This is a genomic window from Amycolatopsis rhizosphaerae (genome assembly GCF_007713715.1).
GTDB lineage: Bacteria > Actinomycetota > Actinomycetes > Mycobacteriales > Pseudonocardiaceae > Amycolatopsis_E > Amycolatopsis_E rhizosphaerae.
Genome location: NZ_VJWX01000065.1, coordinates 1 through 21,723, shown reverse-complemented (window position 1 = coordinate 21,723; position 21,723 = coordinate 1). Strand labels below are relative to the sequence as shown.

The following is a 21,723-nucleotide window of genomic DNA, read 5'->3' as shown; positions in this document are numbered from 1 at the left end:
GGGCAGGTCACGGCGGGGACGGCGAACGCGGGCGGTGGCGTCGGTGATGCCGTACTGCGCTGGCTCGTCCGGCAGATGCCACAGCGCGGCGGCTTCATCGAGAGTGATCAGGAACCGATCCCGGCGGGCTCCGGGAAGCCGCTGGGTAAGCCGCCCCACCGGGCGATAGGCCGGGCGGATGCGAAGGCTCGCTTCGGGGGCGGCCAGGTCGTAGCCGTTGACGATCGCGTTCACCGTGCGCCGCCGCAACTTCCGCGACACCGGCGAGCACACGGCCAGCCGCAGGGTCGCCCGCAGGTGCGGCCCGTGGGCCTGCTTGGCCGCGATCGCCTTGCGGTGCGCGGCCACCACCGGATCTTCCGCAGCGCTGCTGTTCGCCGTGCTCGGCCGCTTCGGGGCGCCGTGGCCCAACAGCACATCGGCCACCGCGAGGAACACCACGAACGGGGCCTTCACGAGGCCGAGCACGATCCGCGCCCACAGCGGCCGGCCCCGGCCAGCACCCCCGCGGCGGGCGGCGCGGGCCGGGGACACGATGAGTTGCAGGCACGCGCGTTCACCGTCGCCGCGTTCGGCCAGCGCGGACAGCGCGCTGTGCAACCCGTCCACCTCGCCGGGGTGCGTGCGCATGGCGCGGGTGGCATCCAGCAGCGGTTCCCACTCGCCCCCGCGCGGCCACACGTGCACGGCCGTTGCGTGCCCGCCAGACTCGCCGCCGGTCGCGGCGGGCGGGGTGCGGGTGATGGTGGCACGGGAGCCGGGCCAGCACCGCTGAACCGCCTCCGCGACCGAAGCAGCCGACAGCGCGGGCGGCACCCACACGCCCGCGCGCATCCCGGTGGCGTCGGCGACGAACTCCACAGCCAGATGACGCGGAGCCAGCCCACCGCGGCGGGCGCGGGACAGCAAACCCGCCAACGCCCGCCACAGCTTGCGCGCACCCTCGGCAGGCATCACCGCGGGCGGCGTGATCTCCACCCACGACGCCCGCTGCGCCGCGTCGGCACGGGCACGACGCACCGCGACGGCCAGCAACGCACCCGCCGCCAACGCCGCCACGGCCGCGACCGCCAGCAGGGGCCACCAGGCTTGGATCATGCGCCAGAACCAGGCCGGGGTGTCCGACAGCCACGCCCACGGGCTGGACGGATGACACAGGAACGAGCCCACCGGCGAATGCGCCGCCGAACACCGGTCCGGCGCGGGCGGCGATGCAGATGAGGATGCAAGTGGGACTAACCCGGCGGAAAGATCAACGAAGACGGGGGCGGGCGATGGCATGGCGTCTCCAGCCTCACGGTATCGGGATGTATTGGTGCTGGCGCGCATGGGAAGTCAGCAACGCGGACCGCACTCAGACAGCCCCGCATCAGGTGTGGTGGCGTGGGCGTGTCACAGGGCGGCGTGGAAGCGGTGGCCTCCCGATGGTCGGAGCTCAGATTCCCCGCGTGCTGAAGGACTCCGGTTTTTCGGCCCGTTTTCGACAAACGAACACGAAAGAGAGACGGAGGTCACATCAAGCGGGGCAAGTGTGCCGACCATGAAGATCCAGAGCGCAGCCGGAACTCTGGCAGGGACTCGACGGTCCACGAGGAGGGCCGGCTCTAGATAGCCGGGACATGAACCCCTCTACCGCGTCTGCCAGGAGCCCGTGTTGACGATGGGCTCCTGGCGCGTCCCTGCACCTGCCGTGGCGCTCCGCGTCACCGGGACTCTCGACTCCCAGCGCCCCTACGACGGGGGTCCGCTCGGCCGGTCCGCTGGCGACGCCTACCTTGTGATCACCGCCGCTTGGCGATAAACTCCTCTCGGCGGAACATGCGCAGCAGGCATCACAAGCTAGGATCCTTGAAGATAGCTCGCCGCTATTCCCGTCAGCAATACTCCATTGGGGTGAACCTCTTTTTGCGCTGCCTGCTTGCAGGTGTCACCACCACGAGCCCGGCCAGTAGCGTCCTGGTATGGACCTTCAGTTGTTCGACGAGGTCGCCGACTTCCTTGACGTGCGGCTGGACGACGAAAGCGCCAACCCCACCGGCCGCTACACCAGCCGCGCCGAAGCGTTCAAAGACATCGAAGCCAAGGTCCGCATCATGAACCGCGCCCGCGAGGCCCGCGACCTTGTGCGGTCCTTTCCTGACGACGCAGGCGCCAGCACCATGCTCACCGCCTATGGGACGGTTCTCCGCCACCTCGCCGAGGTCTACAACCGCTACCCCGACTACCAACGTCGCTGGGGACCCGAAGACATATAGAGCCCCGCCGTACCGCCGACCTCGGGGCAGTGTTGCCCCGCCGTCGCGCACTTTCCTTGATGACCGGTCCAAAGTTCTCCGCTTGCCGCCAGTTGGCGAGGAGTTATCTGGCCGCGAGTAGTCACGGATCGTCGAGCCCCAGCAGAGGTGGTAAGCACGGGGCAAGCCCCTCAATGGCGACCGGGACGGTGCGGTGCCGCTCCCATGCCGGCCCGGGTCAGACGTAGCCGATGCTCGATCGACAACCGTCCACCGACGGCGTGGCGTTGAACGCCGTCGGGTTGGTAGCCGAGTTTGCGGGACACGGCACGGGAGGCGACGTTGTGCTCGAACGCGGCCGAGACCGCCTCTAACGCATCGAGTCCGGCGAACGCGAGGTGCAGCACCGCGGCGCGCATCTCGGTGCCGACTCCCTGCCCCTGGAAGCGCTGCCCGAGCCAGGAGCCCGTCTGCACTTCCCGCGTAATAACCAGGTCACGGGCACGGATGCTTTGCTGTCCGACCACGGCACCGGCCTTGAACACCGTGAGGTTGAGCGACCAGTCGTGCACGGCCCAGCTACTTAGTTGCCGCCAGTGGTGCTGGACGACGCTCAGCGCAACCTTGGCCGCTGGCTGGTCGGTCCAGGGCACGACGAACGGCATGACGTCCGAGTCATGGAGGCCTCGGGCTGCCAGATCGGCCAGGGCGCCAAGTTCCTCAGGCGAAGGCAGACGCAGTTCCAGCCGTGGTGTCGTCAGCCGCAGCCCAAGCAGTGGGAAGTGGTCAACAAGCATGCCGCCATCGTCCCCGCGGATCAGGAACGGATCATCCCGTTTTCTGGTCGCGTCGACGGGTGGGCCGGATTGCCAGCAGCCCCATGGTCCGACGGCGGAAGTTCGGCGAGTTGTGGCTGTTCGACTGCTAGTCGGAACGGTGCGACAACCGATGGTGGGTCATAAGGCTCGGACGGTGAGAACCTGTCGGACGGGGCGCATCGCACCGTGGTCGAGCACCGCGCGTAGATTGAGAAGTTCTCCAGCTTGGCAGACAAGGTGCGCGACCTCAGCGGCGTCGCTGCGCAGTAGGTTCAAGGCCAGGGTGAAGTCGTCACATTGCCTGCGGCAGAAGGAGAACGAGCCGATCAGGCGGATTGATCGGCGAAAGAGATCACGCAGCGGGACCGGTAGGCGGACGCCGGGATGGTAGGCGTTCTGGACGAGGATCGTGCCGCCATCGCTCACGAGTCGCAGCGCGAGATCGAGCGGCGCTGGATCGGCTCCGGTAGCCGCGTCAACCACTAGGTCGAAGGTCTCTTGCGGGTGCAGCGTGGCCGGCGATCGAAACACGGCGGGCACTGCCTTGGCCACGGCTTCGTGGGGGGCGCGACCGTCGCGGTGTATAATGGTGACTTTCCAGCCCTGCTCATGGGCGTAAAGAGCCGTGAGCAGGCCGACCGTGCCAGCGCCGACGACCGCCAGCCGTCCTGGCGCGCCAACCGGATGGCAACGCAGGCCGTGAATAGCGACCGCAGCAGGATCTGCGAGGGCGGCGTGGAGTGGATCAACACCGTCGGGTACCGGGTGCGCGTTCTCTGCCGGGACAACCACTTGCCCGGCGAATCCCCCCGGCATGTCCCAGCCGAGCCGCCGAAGGCCGGTGCACAGGTGGGTGTCGCCCGTTGTGCAGCGCGGACAGTCGCCACACGGTAGGAGCGGGTCGACGGCGACAGCGCGGCCGGTCGGGTCGATACCCACGATCTCGTGGCCCGGCCGCCACGGCTCCGGGAGGGAAAAGCCGTTGGGACGCAGCAGCTTCGGCAGGTCGCTGCCGCAGATCCCGACGTGGCTGACGTCGATCACGGTCTCGCCCTCGCGGGGGTGGGCTGATTCGACATCGTGCAGAGCCAGGTCGCCGTTGCGGACCTCCCATGCCTTCATGCGCGCTCCGCGAGGTAGGCGGGCACGTGCTCCACTGCGTCCAGGACAGGACCGGACCAGTCGGTGTCGCCGAAGGCGAGAGCATGGGTGGGGCCACGGCGGCGAACCGCGACAGCGGCCATGCCCGCAGCGAGTGCACCGGGTAGCTCGTCACCGCCACCGTCGCCCACGTAGAGCGCTCGGTCCGGTGACACGTCCAGTTCGGCGCAGATGCGGCGGTAGAGCCGTTGGTCGGGCTTGACGGCTCCGGTGGTGCAACTGAACACGGCCGTGTGGACCAGCGCGGCGAGTGGGCTTGTCGGCCAGGCAGCGACGATCTCAGCGCTGGCGTCGCTGAGGATGCCAAGTCGCAGTTGCTTGCTACGCAACGATTTCAGTGCGTAGACGACCGATGGTGCGGGTACGAGACGGGCTTGCCCGAGAGTCCGCAACTCGTCCGCAACTGGCCCGATCGCCGCGCCCGGTCTGTGGACGGCACGGACCAGGTGTGCGGCGAGGTCGGCCAGCGTGGGAAGGGTGCCGTCGTGGCGGACGCGCCAGGTGTCGCGGAAGTAGTTCTCGACCGTCTCAGGGGCGCAGCCGACCACGGTCGCGACTCGTGATGCCGCGTGGGCGCGTTCCTCGGGCGTGGGCGCGGTTACCAGGGTGCCGAACAGGTCGAGTACGAGAGCGCGCACAACCCGATCAGTTCGTCGTCGCCCTGGCGGAAGCCGTCAGAGCGGCCACTGATCGGCAGTGGTCGTAGCGTGGAGATCGTCGAGAGCTTCGGCAGCCGCGAAAGTCTCGTAGGCGGCGTTCATGTCGATGCGGGCGAGCTTGCGGCCGACCTTGAGGTAGTAGTCGCCGGTCTGGCCGTCGAGTTTGGCCTTGACCACGTCGGCCAGCGGTTCGCGGATGTCGTCGGCGGTCAGCGTTACCTGCTCTTGGCTGCCCTCGGACTCGACTATCAGGCGAAGGCCGTTCTGCTGGGCTACGCGGCGAATGTCGCCGTTGCTCTTGGCGAAGCCCAGAGTCTTGACCACCTCGGTCACCGGCTGGCTCAGGTCGGCGATCGTGGGCAGGTCGTCGACCTCGCCGAAGGTGCGTTTGGAGAAGCGGGCCACGAACTCCTCGCGGGCCTTCATCGCCGCGTCGACGCCGTGGATGGCGGCGGTGACCTCCCCGGCGAGGATCTTCTTCAGGTCCATCGGGTGCAGCGTGCCGGCCTCCACCCGCTCGCTGGTGATGGCGAGTTCAGGGTCCAGCCACTCCGACAACGCCCGGAAGTAGGGCTCCACGAGCCGGTCCGGCACCGACATGATCTTGCCGAAGATCTCACCGGACGGAGCGGTCAAAGGCACGTAGTTGCCCTTGGACTTGCTCATCTTGGCCCCGGTGCCATCCGTGCCCTCGATCAGCGAGGTAGCGACCACCAGTTCGGGCGTTTGACCGCAGACGTCCATGACCTTGCGACACATCTGCATGTTGAGGAACTGGTCGATCCCGCCGACTTCCAGATCACAGTGGGTCTCCACCGAGTCCAGCGCCATCACGACCGAGTACATCAACTCGGCCAGCGACAGGCCCTGACCGGCGTCGAGGCGCTTGCGGAAGTCCTCACGCTGGAGCGGCATCGACACCGGGATCTGTGAGATGATCTCGATGATCTTCGGCAGGGTGATCTGCCGCAGCCAATCGCCGTTGTGCCGGAACTGGGCGCGCTCGAAGTCGAAGAACGGGGTGACCTGCTGGCGGTAGGTGGCGAGGTTGCGGGCGATGTCCTCGTCGGTCAGGGCGGGGCGATCGTCGGAGCGGCCGGACGGGTCGCCGATCTTGGCGGTCATGTCTCCGACGATGAACACGACCTGGTGCCCCATCCGCTGGAAGCGGCTGAGGATGAGCATGGGCACCGAGTGACCCAGGTGCACCTCGGCGCCGGTCGGGTCGATGCCGAACTTGGCGACGAACCGGCGGCCCTTCTTCCCGGCCTCGATGATCCGCTCGGCCAGCCCGTCTGCGGAAGGCTGCAGCTCTTGCGAGCGGGCGGCGATCAGGGCGGCTTGCTCTGCCGGTGGCAGGTCCGACAGGTCCAGACTGCGGCGCTGCGTGGTTTCGGTCAGCAGTTCCCGCACGGTGGCGTCGGCCGCGAGATCCGCGTCCCTGAGCAGGGCGGTGGCGCGGTCAACGGACTGGCTCAGTCGGGTCATCAAAGCTCTCCGGATTCGGGCTGCGCGCGTGACATGACGTGACTTGACATAGCGTGGACGTAACGATGGTAGCGGGGCGCGTCGAGTCAATTCCTCCTGGTCAGCGCGGCCACAGGCTGATCAGGTCGATCACGTAGTCCGCGAACTCGTGAACGGCCTGCTGCCAGGCCCGATCGGACTCCCGGCAGTGAGCGTGCAGTTCGAGCAGCGTGCTGGCGTCATAGCGGGGCACCTGGCACATGAGCTGATAGGTGGCTGATTCCTCAGGGATGGGTGGCTCCGCGGCGAGCAGGCGGTACACGTCACTCGGCGGGGTGGTCACGTCCAGGGCCGAGCCGGGGATGCTCTTGCTGAACTTGGGGTGACCGCCGAAGCCCCGAACCATGCGGGTGTACGCGGCGCTCAGAGCGAAGTCGGCGCGTAGCGGCACGTGCTCGTCCAGGCGCACACGTGCCTGCTGGGCGAACCGGACATAGCGGTGTTCGTCCACGCCGAGCATCACCAGCACAGCGTCGTGGCTCTGGCCCAGGGTGAGGAAGTCTGCGGCCATGAGCGACAGCGACAGGGCGCGGCGGAAGGTCATGGTCGCGTCAACGAGTCCGCGGTTGGCGTAGTAGCCGTGGTTGTCTTCCTCAGCGGCGTCGAAGTCGGCCTGCTCGACGTAGCGGCCGAGCAGGTACATCGCCTCCAGTGCGGGCAGGTAACCCTCCTGGGAACGCACTGTCCCGGCGTGCTGATCGAAGCCGAGTCGTAGGGCGTACTCGCGGAACCGCTCGGCCAGCTCGCGCACCTCGGTATAGGGCCTGGCCTTGCCGTTGTAGGCGTCCAAGTCACCGAGCACGATCTGGCAGCGCTCGCCACCGCGCTGGAGTTCGATCATCTTGAGGACGTGGGACACCGTGGCCAGGTGCGGCACACCGGACATGCCGAACCCGGTGGTGACGATCCGCCGTTGCGGAGAGGCCCGCGGGTACTGGTCGCCGTGGTGGTGGCACAGGTAGCGGGCGTTGAGGGTGGTGGCGTCCAGCCCGGCCAGGGTGAAATCGAACTGTCGCAGGTCAAACGGGGTGTAGCCGAACTCGGCCAGTACCTGCCGGTAGTAGGACTCGGAGAACAGCACGGCGTTGGTCACCCGGAAGATCCCTCCTGGCTGGTGGCGCGTCCGGCGCGTTCGCGGTGGTGCTGTGCATCCTCGCGAAACGTGCTCGCCCGGCGCCGGTACACGGCACTGAGGTCGGCGAGCTGCGCGGCGTCCGCCCAGGCCGGCGGGCGGGCGCACAGCCCGCCGAGGCGGTTGGCAAGATCAGCACAGATAACGGCCATGTAGTCGGAGAAGGCGCCCGGCGTGTGGCGGTCGGTCATGCTCGCCGCGTGCACCCGATAGCGGGTCAGCAGTTCAGGCAGGCGGATGCCGTGGCCGAGATCGGCCAGCACATGGAAGAACAGTTCGTTGGTCACCGGCAGCAGGTCCCGCGCGGCGTCGCGTCGCAGCACCAGCGTGCTGGTGGCCCCGCCGGGATGGGTTCCCTCGGCGAACGGCCGCCCCTCGGCGTCGACGACGTACTCCCCGTGCTGGATCAGCAGCAGCGCCGGGTCGGCCAGGTGTGGGGCCAGCGTGCGCAGCTTGTCCGGTGTAAAGGCGTCGTCGGCGTCCAGCGGGGCGAGCCAGTCCCCGGAGGCTTCGTAGACGGCTCGGGTGAGCGTGGCCGCAAAGCCTTCGTTCGCCTTGCGGACGATCCGAACGCTGGGAAACCGCCGGTACACCTCGTGGCTGTGATCCGTGGAGCCGTCATCGATGGCGACGACCTCGGCCAGGCGGTAGTCACCTGGTTCCTGGTTGACCGCGCTGGCCAGGGCTTCGCCGACGTATCGGCCGTAGTTGTGGTTCATCACCACGACCGACACCGAGGGCGACGCCATCGGCTGCCGTGTCATCGCCCGCCCTCGTACAGCGCGCGGTAGGAGGCCACGACCTCCGTGTGCTCACGACGACGGTGCTCGGCGAACTTCTCGGCATCATGGGATTGCCAACCGCCCTGGATTGCCGCGTGCGCGGTCTGCATCGCTTCCAGCAGTCGCGCACCGTGATCGAACGGCGCATCGCCTGACCAGTCGAACCACACAGGCTCGGCGACCAGCCCGTCGTGCAGAGACACCTGATCCGGCAGGTACCCGGTTCGCGTCGCCACAGGCAGCACACCGACGTCGAGGGCGTGTTCGAGCTGCCCGGAGTGGCTGGCCCACCGATAGGGCAACAGCAGGCAATCAGTACCGGCGACAGCCTCCTGCACCTCGGCGTCGGATGGGAACGGCAGAACATCCACCCGCAGCCGGAGATCAGCGGAATGCTCACGTATGGCGCCCCACGCCTCGGCGTCTTCAAGCAGGCTCACGCGCGACGGCGCCCGCAGAAGCAGATGCAGCGTTGTCTCCGACAGCCGACGGGCAAAGCGCCAGCAGGACAGCACCAGTTCCACGTCCCGGTTGCGCCGCAGCGAGCCATAGATCAGGAACCGGGTGGGACCGCGATCCCGTTGCGTGGAACGCGCAGGTATGTCCGGCACGGCCACGTAGCCGTGCGGAATCATGACCGTGCGGGCGCGGAACCGCCTGCGCACCTCAATCTCAGCGCCAGGCGTGAGGCACACGAACGGCACACCGTTCTCTGCGAGCACACGCATCCTGCCGTGATGCGCCGCCCGGTCTCCAAAGACCGGCCTCACATCGTGCGCGGTGAACACCACCCGCTTACCGGCGCGGCGGCATTCCGCGAGCACAGCGCGCAGCCGCGGAATCGGCTCGAAATCCGGATGGTGCAGGTGCACCACGTCCAGCCAATCCCACGGCCGATGCTCCAGCAGCCAGGCCAGCGTGGCATCGCGAGGCACCACGAGACCATCCACGGTCGTGTCGTTAAGGATCTGGACACCGTAGTCCCGCAGCTTGCGCGCGTACGGGGTTCGGCCGGGGATGTGAAGAACGCGGATCGCCGTCACCACCGCTCCTCATCAGGTCGCATCACGACGACAAGTTGCGTCGTCAGCCCGCCCCCGCCGTCGTCGCTGCGGGTTAGATCGAACCGCTCGACCGCCACCGGGAAGCTCGCCACGAAAGCCCGGAACTCGCCTTGCGTCCACTCCCGGACGTGCGAGGGGTTGAACGGTGGCCCCAGGTGATCGGCTCCGGCGCGTTTGTCCCGCGCTGGGGTGGACAGCACCGCGCCCGCCGCGCCGTGGTCAAGCAGCCAGCAGATCAGCCGCATCGCAGGCCGCGGGTCGATCAGATGTTCCAGCACGTCGGAACAGACCACGACCGACCGGGCAATCACCTCGGGCACCAGAGGCAGCGTTGTCGCCGATTCCAGGTCCGCGTCCAGCCACCGCCCGCCCCGCAGGTGTTCCCGGCACCAGTCGATGTTGGGGCCGAAGTCGACGCCGATGATGTCGAGGCTCGGGTTCTGTTCGCGCAGGGCCGCGAGCTTGCCCGCTCGCCCACAGCCCAAATCGATGATCATCGTTCGATCGTGCTTGCGGGCCAACGCCAACGCCGCCGGGTAGACATCCGGCTGCCATGTGATCCCCGAGTCGTCGGCGTCCGCGAAGTACTCCGGCGGGACCCGCTGGAGGTAGCCGCACGTGAGAAAGTGCAGGTCCGGGTCGAGGTCCACGCGCTCAGGCCCTCATGCCCGCTGTGCTCGCCACCGGAATGCTCGCGAGCGCCGCGCCACTACGCAAGATGTCGTCGGCCACCGCTATGCCGTTCACCAAGGACGTCGTGATGCCGCTGATCATGAGCAGGTGGGCGGCATTGAGCGCGACGAGGCCACGGTGGCTCTCCAAACCACCGCCAGCCAGCAACTCGCTAGTCCGCTCGACCGCCTCCTCTGCCCCGCTCGGCGTCGGCAGGTCGCGAGGCACACCGGTTGTTATCAAACCGCTGGCCGGTTCAGTCTCGACGGGGCCGACCTCACCGTTTCGCGCTCGACACCATCGCAACTCGCCAGCGGGACCGATCTCGTCCAGGTAGTGACCGCTGGGCAGGCGTGTGCTCAGCACGTCGATGTGGGGCATGCCGAAGCCGTTCAGCACGCGCGCCGCCACGTCAACGCGTGGGTGGGACAGGCCGAACACCGTGACATCGCCTCGTACCGGGCTCGCCAGCGGAGCCAGCCCGAAGGAGAACGGGTTTGGCGTGTGGAACCGACCGCCGTAAAGCTCGTCCAGGACCGGAATCTCCGGCTCGATCGCCACGAAGGCGAACCCGGACGCGGCCAAGTCCGCGCGCACACCATCGGACGTCCGGTGTTCACGCAAGCCGAGGGCGCGCACCAGGTCACGCGAGCCCAGCGCCGACGACGTAGCGGCTGAACCGACCTTGATCACACGTGCCCCGGCGGCGGCCGCCACAAGCGCGGCAGGCGTGGACACGTTCAGGGTTCGCACGCCCTTCTTGCCACTGCCTGCCAGCATCAGCACCGGTCGGTCGTCGCCGTTGATCACCTCGGCGGGCGTCCGGCTGTCGACGGAGAGCGCGCCTCGCAGGAGCGCCTCCACGTCATTGGCCATGGGGCCGCGCATCATTACGGCCGTCATCAGCGAGCCGAGTACCACGTCCCGCGCTGGCGCGGCCAGATCCACGGTGGCCAGGAAGGCATCGGCGAACGCAGGCGAGGTCACGTGATCGCCAACAGCGATGCAGGTCAACACCGCGCGAACGGCAGCAGGTAAGTCGTCGGAGCGGAACCGCGAGGCGACCTGCCGAGTGGCGCCTGGGCGCACTGCCACTGCGGACACCGTCCGTCCCCAGGGCTTGCTGAACTGTCCTGCCGGTCCCTGAGTACCTTTCCCACCTGCACCCTGATCGTGTGTCACTTGTTGCGTTGATCCCGTCACTGGAATGAGCTTATTGGGCAACACATGAGGGATAGCGGTTACTTCTGGCGAGCTACACGAACGGAGCAGTCACAGGCCGCGGCTCTACGGAGACTTCGACGGTAGAGACAGCCATCCGGCGGTCAGGTTGCGGCCGGGGGTGTCGAGTCGGTCGGTCGCGCCACGACGAAGGTGCCTTTGCTTCGCAGCGTTGTCACGATCCCGCGTTGCCGAAGCAGACTGGTGGCCTTGCGCGCGGTCCCCAGTGACACCCCATACTGTCGGGCCAGATCTGCTTCCCCCGGCAGCTTGCTGTGCATGGTCAGTTCGCCGGAGGCGACCTTCCCAGCCAGAAGATCGGCGAACTGGTTATACAGGTAATCCAGTTTCCCGGGGACAAATCGATTGACCGCAGGGTTGCCTTGAGGTTCTTCGACCTGCATCGAGGGTCTCCTTTTTAGGTGAAATGGGTTGGGCAGAATTCCGAGGCACCGAGTGGCGCCATGCATCGCGAACTGCGGCTCTGTCAGGTCCACCCGGTCGGTGAAGCCCGGCTGTCAAGCTCGGGGCCGTCATACAGGTAGGGCGCGAAACCCGGTTCCGTATCGGTCAGCAACCAGTTCAGAGCGTTGATGGCATGGCCGCGGCGGTGCTCGACCACGGGGCCATGCTGAGCCGGTCGTCGATAGTCGAAGTCGGCTTCGACGCGGACGGCGTGGGCGAATCCGTGGGGACGTAGCGCGAAGTATTCCACGTATCCGGCGCGCACACGCCACAGGCGGGTGCCCACCAGAGTCCCGTCGTCGGCCACGTCCGGCAGAGGACGGAACCCTTCCGCACGCAGACATCGCCCGAGTTCACGGGCGACTCGCGGGGACAGCGCGTTCACGGCTGACGCTCCTGGCGAGCATGGCGGGCGGCTATCCGGCCGTCGACATGCGCACGGTAGAGCGCGACCCCCAGCCGGACGAGGAACACCATGGCCGCGATGATCACCACAACGACCCGCGATGCGAGGCTCATTCGCTGACCTGCACGATCGCGACGGCGTGCCGATGTTCCTCGCGCGTGACGGGGTCGCCCAACGCGAGCGCGGCGTCACGCACGGCGGCCCGCAGACGACCCGCCTGCAAGGGCTCCAGAACAGCGACCTCGCCTGGCGGAAAGACCAACGCCACCCGGTCGTCGTCAGTGGGCAGAATGAGGATTTCCCGTCGTCGACCGGCGATATCCCGGCACGCTGCCACCCAAGGGTCGGGCTTGCGTCGCGTTCGCCACATGACCGCTCTCCGCTCTCCGTGCCGCCCCTGTGCGGGGTCGGCTGGTGGGACCGGCGGAGCCAGACCAGGTCGGGGTGTCTGGCCGGGCTCCGCCGGAGCTTTGGGCCTGGCGATCGATGACCGTCAGGAGGGCTACCGTGTGCCCTTCGGCACAGCTCCATGTTAGGCATAATGCCAGGCATTATGCCTAACATGGAAGTAGTTCGAACGGGTGATCATGCATGTCACCAGCCGTGGCGGCTGTGATCATGGAACGCGAGGAAGTGGAGGACAAACGATGCGGCCGACCGTGCGCAGCCGCCGTCTCGGCGGCAAGTTGGGCGCCTACCGACAGCAACGCGGTCTGTCGGGCACCGATCTGGCCGCCGAGGTTGGCATCCACCAGGCGACTTGGTCGAAGATCGAGTCGGGCAAGGCCAAGGTGTCCGCGAACGTGCTCGCCCGCACCGTGGACGTGCTGGGCATTCCCGCCGACGCGGCCGCCCAACTGGAGGCGCTGCGCCGCAAGGCCGATGAACCGGGCTGGTGGCAGGACTACGGCGACATCCTGTCCGAAGCCGTCCAGATGCTCATCGAACTGGAAACCGACGCCTCGTGGATACGCACTTACGAAGGCGAGATCGTTCCCGGCCTGCTCCAGACCCGCGACTACGCCGAGCGGATCATCACCGCGGGATCTCCCCACATGCCAGAAACGGCTCAGCGAGGGCCTGCGGCTGACCGCCATCGTCGGCGAAGCCGCCATCCGCCAACAGATCGGCGGCCCTGCCGTACTGCGGGAGCAACTGCGGCACATCACCCGCGTGGTCCGCGAACACGATGTCACCGTGCAGGTCGTCCCGTTCACCGCGGACGCCCACGCCGCGCTCGGCGACTCGTTCGTGATCATCCAGTGGCCCGACGAGACCGATCCCGAAGTCGTCTACGTGGACGGAGTGACATCCTGGACAGTGCACGAACGCAGCGGGGTCATCCGCAGCTACCTGCACGCCGTGGCCTCGGTACAGAGTCAGGCACTGGCTCCGCGAGAATCACTGGACCTCATCCGCGACGCGATCAAGGATCTGCGATGAACACCGACTCCCCGGCCGCACCCACCGCCACCTGGCGCAAGAGCAGCTACAGCACCGCAACCGGCAACTGCGTCGAGGTCGCCCCGGCAGCCGACGGCGTGGTCGTCCGGCACAGCAAGCACCCCACGGCGGGCACGATCACCTTCTCTCACGACGCCTGGGCGGCCTTCATCCGCGATGCAACCGAAGATCGCTCCACCAGCACAAACGGGGTCGCCACCATCACCAAGATCGGCGCCGACACCCTAGTCAAGTCGCTCGCTACCGATGTCGCGCTTCGCTTCGACGACGGCGAATGGTCTGCTTTCCTCTCCGGAGCCGCTGACGGCGAGTTCGGCTTCACCGATGGACTTGCGTCTGTGAGGTGGCGGGCATGCTGCATTTCGGACCTGTTCGCGTCAGCCGGGGTCACCCCCGAGCTGCGTCAGGCGCTGCCGGGCGCGAGGGGTGGAAGATCAGTTCGCGGTGTGAACAGCTGAACCAGGTCGAGATGTAGCGCTCGTACCTTCAGGCGGCACTGGAGTGGAGGCGACCGGCAGGACGGCGGGCGCGGCGGTCAGCGGCAGGTGCGGCTATGGGATGAATCCGCCCAGATCCAGGCCGCGCTGCTGCCCGAACCGCGGCCTGACATCGACGGCTCCCTTTCGTCCGTGATGCGGTGGCAGCCAGGAGGTCATGGCGAGCAGGGCGACGACGACGGCGGCGGCGGCGAGCACGGTCTTGTCGGTCCGGGTCCGCGTCACCTCGAGAGAGAGGGGCCATTCCGCGTAGACTCAGTCACCAGAGGACATTTCGACCCTGAGCACGTGGCGCCCGGCCGGGTCGCGGTAGATCTCCTGGATTCGTTGGGGTTCGAACGGGTCGAGCAGGGCGCGGATCCGGCGCAGCCGGAGGGTGGCGTCGCGGTAGGTGGAGAAGCGGTGGTCGGGTACACGGCGACCTCGGTCCAGCCGGCCGGGAGGGTGAAGCCGATGCGGAAGAAGATGCTTTGGCTGCATCAACCGCCAATGCGAAGCTGTATCAGATTGACGGTCCCAATCGATAAGGTCGCTGACGCCGCCATAGACGGTGGGTAACATTGGAGGGACTTTCGTGGACGCGTTCGGGGTGCTTGGCGATGTACTCGATGACTACGAGTCCTTCGTGCGGGGCTTCCTCAACATCCACGACCCGGACATCCGCGAGAAGGTCGAGCGGGAGGTCGAGAACGGGCTGCTTTGGCCGGAGCCGTGGCTGGCGCTTAACCCGGCGTTCCAGCCCGGCGGTTCGGTGAGCGATCTGGTCGGGCCCGGCCAGCTGCATCCGGCCTGCCGTGAAATCTTCCGACATCGGAACGAAGAGGACCCGCTAGGCCGGGAGCTTGCCTTCCACAGGCACCAGGCCGACGCGATCAGAGTGGCCTCGCGTCGCGAATCCTATGTGTTGACCACGGGTACTGGGTCGGGCAAATCACTGTCCTACATCGTGCCGATCGTGGATCGCGTGTTGCGTGAAGGCTCGGGCCGGGGGGTCCGCGCAATCGTCGTGTACCCGATGAACGCGCTGGCCAACAGCCAGCGTGGTGAGCTGGAGAAGTTCCTGGGTAAGACCCAACCCAGGGTCAGCTTCGCGCGCTACACCGGCCAGGAGAAGCGCGCCGAGCGGGATGCGATCCTTGCCAACCCACCGGACATCCTGCTCACCAACTACATGATGCTCGAACTCATGCTCACCCGTCCGAGAGAGCGCGAGGGCCTGATCGCAAGTGCGGAGAACCTCTCCTTCCTGGTACTGGACGAGCTACATACCTATCGCGGGCGTCAGGGCGCTGACGTCGCGATGCTGGTCCGCCGGCTTCGCAGCGCCGTGCGCGTCGACCAGCTCCAATGCATCGGGACGAGCGCCACGTTGGCTGGGCCGGGGAGCCGAGCAGAGCAGCGAGCAGAGGTGGCCCGGTTGGCCACCCGGTTGTTTGGTACCGAAATCCCGGCCGGAAACGTCATCGGAGAATCCCTCGAGCGGGCCACCATCGGCACCACCGACAATGCTCGCCTCGCGGCCCGCGTGACCGCGGTGCCCCCGACGACTCACGATGGCCTCCGCCGCGACGCCCTGGCCATTTGGATCGAACAGACCTTCGGTCTGCGTGAGGACGATGAGGGCAACCTCGCCCGCCAGGCGCCGACGCGGCTTCGGGAGGCCGCGAAGCGGCTTGAAGAACTGACAGGCATCGAGCAGGCGATTTGCGCGAAGGCTCTACGGGACACACTGCTTGCAGGGTCTCGGGTCCGAGACGAGACTGGCCGCACGCTGTTCGCGTTCAAGCTCCACCAGTTCATCGGCAAGGGCGACACGGCCTACGTCACCCTCGCGCAGCCTGGCGAGCGGTACCTGACCACCCGCTACCAGCGCAGCGCGCCGATCGACCCACCCGGACAGCCGTTGTTTCCGCTCGCGTTCTGCCGGGAGTGCGGGCAGGACTTCCTCGTGGTGAAGCGGGAACAGGGTGGTGAGAAGTTCTCTCCGCGCACGTTGAATGGCGGCATCGGTGAGCCGGCGGAGGCCAGCGGTCTGCTGATAGTCCTCGACGTCGACTGGCCGGATATGAGCTCGCCCGCGTTGCTGGGCCTCGTTCCCGACGACTGGGTGATCGAGTCCGGCAACAGCCGCGAATTGGACCGGGCACGGCGAACTCGTCTTCCTCAGCCGTTTCGGGTCGACCCCTTCGGCACGGTAACCGACGAGGGTGTGCCCGTCGCGTTCTTCGAGACCCTTCACTTCTGCCCGTCGTGCAAGACCAGCTACGAAAGCACCGGGCAGTCGGAGTTTTCGCGGGTGGCCAGCCTCGGCACCGAGGGACGGGCCAGTGCTGTTTCCGTGCTGTCGCAAGCGGTGGTGCGAACTTTGCGCGAGGCCTCCGATCTCGACAACGACGCGCGCAAGTTCCTGGTGTTCTCCGACAATCGGCAGGATGCGAGCCTGCAGGCCGGTCACTTCAACGACTTTGTGCTGGTCGGCCTGATCCGCTCAGCACTGTACCGCGCCGTCGTCCACCAGCGAGAACGTTATCCCGACGAGCCGCTGACCGACGAGGATCTGGGCAGTCGGGTGATTGAGGCGCTCAACCTAAAGATCGCGGACTTCGCCAAGAACCCGGAGGTGGAGTATGGCGCGGAGCAGAAGGTCATCAAGGCGCTGCGGGAGTCGGTGTCCTACCGGGTCTGGGCGGATCTGCGCCGGGGCTGGCGGATCACCATGCCCAACCTTGAGCAGACCGGCCAGCTCCGGCTCGACTACGCCAGCCTGGACCGCCTCGCCGCGGATGACGCCAAATGGGTAGAGGCTGGTGAGCCGCTGGCGGGCGCCGAGCCGGAGACCCGGCGGCTGATCATGCAGGCTCTACTCGACGAGATGCGTCGCAACATCTGCATCGAGTCGGAGTACCTGACCGAGGAGCGGTACGAGGCCATCCGACGCGCCAGCCAGGAATGGCTGCGCGCCCCGTGGGCACTGACCGACGAGCAGGGTGTCTACGCCGCGACCTGCTACCCCGGCCCCCGACCGAAGGCACTCTCGGGGGTGGGCCGTGATCTCTACCTGTCCGGTCTCGGCCTGTATGGGCGATGGCTCCGTCGCCCCAACCGATTTCCCCTGCACCCATCTCAGTTGAAGGTCGCCGACGCCGACGCCGTCATCGCCACCCTGCTGAAGACCATGGCCAAGGTCGGTCTGCTCACCAAAATCGAGGAACGCCACCGCCGCGTCGGCTACCGCATTCAGGCCGGCATGATTGAGTGGCGCGCCGGCGACGGGCAACACCGCGCTCCGGATCCGATGCGTGGCCACGCGGCGGAAGGCCGGGTCAATCCGTACTTCCGTCGCTTCTACGCGGAAACGGCTGGCGGGCTGGCGGGGCTGGAGGCGCGTGAACACACCGCGCAGGTCGCCCCGGAGAAGCGCCAGGAACGCGAGCGGCTGTTCAGCAACGCCGCGTTGCCCGTCCTGTACTGCTCGCCGACGATGGAACTCGGGGTCGACATCAAGAGCCTCAACGTTGTCGGCATGCGCAACGTTCCGCCGACGCCAGCGAACTACGCGCAGCGTTCGGGGCGCGCCGGGCGGTCCGGGCAGCCCGCGGTCGTGCTGACCTACTGCGCGACCGGCAACGCCCACGACAACTACTACTTCCAGCGCAGCCAGGACATGGTGGCCGGGGCGGTCGCGCCGCCTCGACTGGAGCTGGGCAACCAGGACCTGGTGCGGGCGCACGCCCACGCCCTTTGGCTGGTGGAAACCGGGTTGGACCTCGGTCCCAGCATGGTCGAGCTGCTCGATGTCGACTTGCCAGGCCAGCCGCTGCGTGAGGAGGTGATTTCCAAGATCTCCAGTAACCCGGCGGCGTCGCGGGCCGCTGCAGCCGTACGTACGGTGCTTTTGGCGACCTCCGAGGTCACGTCGGCGCTGTGGTGGCGCGAGGGCTGGATCGGAGAAACGGTCAGCGGGGCTCCTACCAGGTTCCAACGGGCGCTGGACCGGTGGCGTGGGCTGTACCAGGAAGCGCTCCAAGAGCTCGACGGCGCGAACACAGTGCTGAAAACGATCGGCGCCTCCGAACCCGCCAAACGCCGGGCACGGGGTCAGATCGCCGAGGCTCGAGCGGCGCTGGACCTGCTACGCGGCGAGGTCGACGACGTCAACCAAGGTGACTTCTACCCCTACCGCTACTTCGCATCCGAAGGATTCCTTCCAGGGTATTCGTTCCCGCGGCTGCCACTGGCGGCGTTCATACCGGCCGAGCGCCGGACCCGCAACGGACAGGGTGACTACGTGCAGCGCCCCCGTTTCCTGGCGATCAGCGAATTCGGGCCCGGCGCTTTCATCTACCACGAGGGTGCCCGCTACGAGGTGAACCGGGTGAGCCTCCCCGCGCGGGAGGACGGCACCGGTGTCCACCTCACCGAGATCCAGCGTTGCAACGCCTGTGGCTACCTCAACGACGGCAACGGCCCGACTGGCCACGGGAAGTGCGAGCATTGCGATTCGACCGACCTGCTCACGATGACCTCGCTCATGCGACTGCTGGCGGTCAAGACTCGCCGGCGGGATCGGATCAGCGCCGACGAGGAGGAACGCCAACGAGCGGGACATGAGATCACGACCGCGATCCGCTTCGAGCCGCACGGCGAGCGCAGCAGCAAGCAGACCAGCACCCTGCTCGGCGCCGAAGGCGAGGTGCTGGCCGAGTTGAGTTACGGCGATACGGCGCTGATCCGCCGGATGAACGTGGGCCTGCGCCGCCGCAAGGACAAGAACGACCTCGGCTACCTGCTCGACACCGTCGAAGGAAAATGGGCTCGCACAGCCGACGCTCCTCCTGGCGAGGTCCCAGATGACCGCATCCAGCGGGTGGTGCCCTACGTACAAGATCATCGTAATGCCCTGCTGATCAAGCTCGCCTCGCATGTTCCGATCGATCAGCGGATGGCGGCAATGTATGCGCTCAAGCGTGCGGTCGAGACGGAGTTTCAACTGGAGAGCGACGAACTGGCCGTCGAACCGATGCCCGGGCGAGGGCGCGACCACAACGACCCACACGCCTGGTCGGTGCTGTTGATGTACGAAGCCGCCGAGGGCGGCGCGGGCGTGCTGCGCCGGCTGGCCATCGAGGACGGGCCGATGCGCCGCGTGGCGCGGCGGGCGATCGCACTGCTGCATTACGACCCGGACACCGGGGAAGACCTCGGCAAGGCCGAGTACGCCACCGAGCCGTGTGCCCAGGCCTGCTACGACTGTCTGCTGTCCTACGGTAATCAGTGGGATCACCAGGCGCTGGACCGGCATTGCGTCATCGGCTTGCTTCAACAACTGTCCGAGTCCACGCTGCAGGTCGGTGGTGCCGGTGAGGATCGCTCCGAGCTCCTGGCCCGGCTTACCAGATCCAGCAACGAGCTTGAGCAGCGCTTCCTGCGCCTGCTCGACGAGCACGGCTATCGGCTGCCCGACGAGGCACAGCAGACCGTCGAAGGTTTCTACGTCAGGCCGGATTTCACCTACCACACCGACGGCGTCGACGTGGCCATCTTCATCGACGGCCCCGTGCACGATCATGATCACCAAACAGACAAGGACCGAGCCGCGCAGGCTCGGCTTGAGGACGAGGCAGGCTGGCTGGTGCTGAGGTTCCATCACGAGGACGGACGGAGCCCGCAGTGCGGCGACCAGCCAAGGTGGCGCGACATCGTGCAGTCTCACCCGAGTGTCTTCGGTATGGGCCGGGCAGGCTCATGACCAGCACAGAATTCAACCCCGGCACATTGGTGACAGCGCGGGGTCGCGAGTGGTTGGTGCTCCCCGCGTCCCCCGCCGGCACACTTCTGGTGCGCCCCCTCGGCGGCCGCGACGATGAAACCGCCCTACTGCTCCCGGACATCGACAAGCCCACCGCGTCGACGTTCGAAGCCCCAAGCGTCGAGGACCGGGGCGACGCGGCACGGGCCCGGCTGCTGCGCGATGCACTGCGATTGTCTTTCCGCGACACCACCGGCCCGTTCCGGTCGTTCGCGCAACTGGCGGTCAGCCCACGCAACTACCAGCTGGTGCCGCTCATGATGGCGACCGCGCAAGAAACCACCCGCCTGCTGATCGCGGACGGCGTGGGCATCGGCAAGACAGTGGAAGCAGGGCTCATCGCCGCGGAACTGCTCGCCAGCGGCGAAGCGCAGCGCCTGGCCGTGCTCTGCTCGCCCCAGCTCGCTCCGCAGTGGCAGGCAGAGCTGCGTGGCAAATTCGGGATCACTGCCGAGCTATTGCTGCCCTCGACGGCAAACCGGCTCGCTCGCTCGGTGCCGTTCGGATCGACCGTCTACGAGCACTACCCGCATCTGATCATCTCCACCGACTACATCAAACAACGCAGCCGCCGTGACGAGTTCGCGTTGCAGTGCCCAGAACTCGTCATCGTCGACGAGGCCCACACCTGCATCGCCCCGTCGACCGCGGGCTCGTCCCAGGCACATCAGCGCTTCACCTTGCTGCGCCGGCTCGCCGACGATCCCACCCGCCATCTGCTGCTACTCACCGCCACCCCGCACAATGGCGACGACGGCGCCTGGCAAGCGCTGATCGGCCTGCTCGACAACCGGCTCGCCACGTTGCCCCCTGACCTCTCCGGCCCGGGCCGTGAAGAGGACCGCAGGCTCCTCGCGCGGTACCTCATCCAGCGGCAACGAGCAGATATCCGCGCCTACCTGTCCGAGGACACCCCCTTCCCGACTCGCGAGCATGCCGAGGAGTCCTACAAACTCACGCCCGAGTACCGGCGATTGCTCGACCGCGTGCTCTCGTTCGCCCGGGAACAGGTGGCCGACCCGACCCTCAACACGTTCCACCGACGGGTCCGGTGGTGGTCAGCGATCGCGCTGCTGCGCTCGATCGCGTCAAGCCCGGCCGCTGCCGAGCAGACGCTACGCAACCGATCCGAGCTCATCGACGCCGACACCGCCGAGGCCGCGGACGCACTCGCGTCCCCACAGGTCTTCGACGTCGAACTCGACGAGTCGGCCGAAGGTGACGACACCGGGCTCGGCGCGGACACCTCCACCACCCAGGACCCCGACACCACAGCCCGCCGCCGGCTGCGCGCATTCGCCGACGAAGCCCGTGCGCTGCGCGGCACGAAGAACGACGCGAAACTCAAGCGCCTCCTCGCTATCCTCGGCACGCTCATCAGCGACGGCTTCCATCCCATCGTGTTCTGCCGCTACATCCCGACCGCCGAGTACGTCGCCGAGCACCTGCGCGCAGCGCTGGCGAAGAAATACCCCACCGCACGGGTGGAGTCGGTCACCGGCACCCTGCCGCCCGAAGAACGCGAGAGCCGAGTGAAGGACCTCACCGCGCACGACGGCATCCGAATCCTGATCGCCACCGACTGCCTGTCCGAAGGCGTCAACCTGCAAGAAGGCTTCACCGCCATCGTGCACTACGACCTCGCCTGGAACCCCACCCGCCACGAGCAACGCGAAGGCCGGGTCGACCGATTCGGGCAACTCGCCCCCAAGGTCCGCGCCGTCACCTACTACGGCGCCGACAACAAGATCGACGGCGTGGTCCTCGACGTGCTCATCCGCCGCCACGAGGCCATCAAGCGCAGCACCGGCG

Annotated in this window: 20 protein-coding genes and 1 pseudogene; 5 read left to right on the top strand and 16 right to left on the bottom strand. The window is 67.3% G+C overall.

The window, feature by feature from the left end:
* Window positions 1-1,170: hypothetical protein (locus FNH05_RS09730; protein WP_222426565.1), on the bottom strand; the 1,170-nt coding region annotated here is incomplete at its 3' end.
* Window positions 1,171-1,961: 791 nt separating this feature from the next.
* Here FNH05_RS09730 and FNH05_RS09725 point away from each other — a divergent pair.
* A complete protein-coding gene (locus tag FNH05_RS09725; RefSeq protein ID WP_144587009.1) occupies window positions 1,962-2,255 on the top strand; it encodes a DUF6221 family protein in 294 nt (97 codons plus the stop codon).
* A 170-nt stretch (window positions 2,256-2,425) separates the two neighbouring features.
* On the opposite strand, the gene FNH05_RS09720 is transcribed toward FNH05_RS09725, so the two are convergent.
* The 13 genes from FNH05_RS09720 to FNH05_RS09665 form a co-directional block, all read right to left on the bottom strand.
* Window positions 2,426-3,031 (bottom strand): GNAT family N-acetyltransferase, encoded by a 606-nt coding sequence (locus FNH05_RS09720; protein ID WP_246127637.1) that lies wholly within the window; start codon window positions 3,029-3,031, stop codon window positions 2,426-2,428.
* A gap of 159 nt (window positions 3,032-3,190) precedes the next feature.
* Complete coding sequence (locus FNH05_RS09715) at window positions 3,191-4,174, bottom strand: zinc-dependent alcohol dehydrogenase (RefSeq protein WP_144587008.1); 984 nt, start codon at window positions 4,172-4,174, stop codon at window positions 3,191-3,193.
* Window positions 4,171-4,851 carry an HAD family hydrolase gene (locus tag FNH05_RS09710; protein ID WP_144587007.1) on the bottom strand — a complete coding sequence of 227 codons (681 nt, stop codon included), beginning with the start codon at window positions 4,849-4,851 and terminating at the stop codon, window positions 4,171-4,173. The genes FNH05_RS09715 and FNH05_RS09710 overlap by 4 nt, the downstream gene beginning before the upstream one ends.
* Window positions 4,852-4,887: 36 nt before the next feature.
* Entirely contained in the window at window positions 4,888-6,360 is a 1,473-nt protein-coding gene (tyrS, locus tag FNH05_RS09705; protein ID WP_144587006.1) for a tyrosine--tRNA ligase, read from the bottom strand.
* A 100-nt stretch (window positions 6,361-6,460) separates the two neighbouring features.
* Window positions 6,461-7,492 carry a nucleotidyl transferase family protein gene (locus tag FNH05_RS09700; protein ID WP_144587005.1) on the bottom strand — a complete coding sequence of 344 codons (1,032 nt, stop codon included), beginning with the start codon at window positions 7,490-7,492 and terminating at the stop codon, window positions 6,461-6,463.
* Window positions 7,489-8,295, bottom strand: a complete 807-nt coding sequence (locus tag FNH05_RS09695; protein ID WP_144587004.1) for a glycosyltransferase family 2 protein — start codon at window positions 8,293-8,295, stop codon at window positions 7,489-7,491. Before FNH05_RS09695 ends, FNH05_RS09700 begins: the two co-directional genes overlap by 4 nt.
* Window positions 8,292-9,356: a glycosyltransferase family protein gene (locus FNH05_RS09690; RefSeq protein WP_144587003.1), complete on the bottom strand. Its 1,065-nt coding sequence runs from the start codon at window positions 9,354-9,356 to the stop codon at window positions 8,292-8,294. The genes FNH05_RS09695 and FNH05_RS09690 overlap by 4 nt, the downstream gene beginning before the upstream one ends.
* Window positions 9,353-10,027, bottom strand: coding sequence for a class I SAM-dependent methyltransferase (locus FNH05_RS09685; RefSeq protein WP_144587002.1), 675 nt, complete (start codon window positions 10,025-10,027; stop codon window positions 9,353-9,355). The genes FNH05_RS09690 and FNH05_RS09685 overlap by 4 nt, the downstream gene beginning before the upstream one ends.
* Before the next feature lie 4 nt (window positions 10,028-10,031).
* Window positions 10,032-11,066, bottom strand: a complete 1,035-nt coding sequence (locus FNH05_RS09680; protein ID WP_144587001.1) for a hypothetical protein — start codon at window positions 11,064-11,066, stop codon at window positions 10,032-10,034.
* 308 nt (window positions 11,067-11,374) lie between these two features.
* Window positions 11,375-11,674 carry a GntR family transcriptional regulator gene (locus tag FNH05_RS09675; RefSeq protein WP_144587000.1) on the bottom strand — a complete coding sequence of 100 codons (300 nt, stop codon included), beginning with the start codon at window positions 11,672-11,674 and terminating at the stop codon, window positions 11,375-11,377.
* A gap of 83 nt (window positions 11,675-11,757) precedes the next feature.
* Window positions 11,758-12,042 (bottom strand): hypothetical protein, encoded by a 285-nt coding sequence (locus FNH05_RS09670; RefSeq protein ID WP_246127636.1) that lies wholly within the window; start codon window positions 12,040-12,042, stop codon window positions 11,758-11,760.
* A 74-nt stretch (window positions 12,043-12,116) separates the two neighbouring features.
* The gene (locus FNH05_RS37945) at window positions 12,117-12,254 is read right to left on the bottom strand and encodes a hypothetical protein (RefSeq protein WP_186382474.1); all 138 of its coding nucleotides are present in this window, start codon (window positions 12,252-12,254) and stop codon (window positions 12,117-12,119) included.
* Entirely contained in the window at window positions 12,251-12,511 is a 261-nt protein-coding gene (locus FNH05_RS09665; protein ID WP_144586999.1) for a hypothetical protein, read from the bottom strand. The genes FNH05_RS37945 and FNH05_RS09665 overlap by 4 nt, the downstream gene beginning before the upstream one ends.
* A gap of 217 nt (window positions 12,512-12,728) precedes the next feature.
* Between FNH05_RS09665 and FNH05_RS40035 the strand changes: the two are divergent.
* Window positions 12,729-13,584 (top strand): annotated as a pseudogene (locus FNH05_RS40035) (helix-turn-helix domain-containing protein).
* On the top strand, window positions 13,581-14,063 hold the full coding sequence (locus tag FNH05_RS39160; RefSeq protein WP_246127635.1) for a DUF397 domain-containing protein: 483 nt from the start codon (window positions 13,581-13,583) through the stop codon (window positions 14,061-14,063). Before FNH05_RS40035 ends, FNH05_RS39160 begins: the two are co-directional and overlap by 4 nt.
* A gap of 93 nt (window positions 14,064-14,156) precedes the next feature.
* Here the strand turns inward: FNH05_RS39160 and FNH05_RS37940 are convergent, their stop codons facing one another.
* Both FNH05_RS37940 and FNH05_RS09655 read right to left on the bottom strand, forming a co-directional pair.
* A complete protein-coding gene (locus FNH05_RS37940; protein WP_186382472.1) occupies window positions 14,157-14,327 on the bottom strand; it encodes a hypothetical protein in 171 nt (56 codons plus the stop codon).
* A gap of 30 nt (window positions 14,328-14,357) precedes the next feature.
* Window positions 14,358-14,663: a hypothetical protein gene (locus FNH05_RS09655; RefSeq protein ID WP_144586997.1), complete on the bottom strand. Its 306-nt coding sequence runs from the start codon at window positions 14,661-14,663 to the stop codon at window positions 14,358-14,360.
* Window positions 14,664-14,676: 13 nt separating this feature from the next.
* On the opposite strand from FNH05_RS09655, the gene FNH05_RS09650 reads away from it, so the two are divergent.
* Complete coding sequence (locus tag FNH05_RS09650) at window positions 14,677-19,851, top strand: DEAD/DEAH box helicase (RefSeq protein WP_144586996.1); 5,175 nt, start codon at window positions 14,677-14,679, stop codon at window positions 19,849-19,851.
* An 89-nt stretch (window positions 19,852-19,940) separates the two neighbouring features.
* On the top strand, window positions 19,941-21,723 hold a 1,783-nt coding region (locus FNH05_RS09645; RefSeq protein ID WP_222426564.1), incomplete at its 3' end, for a helicase-related protein.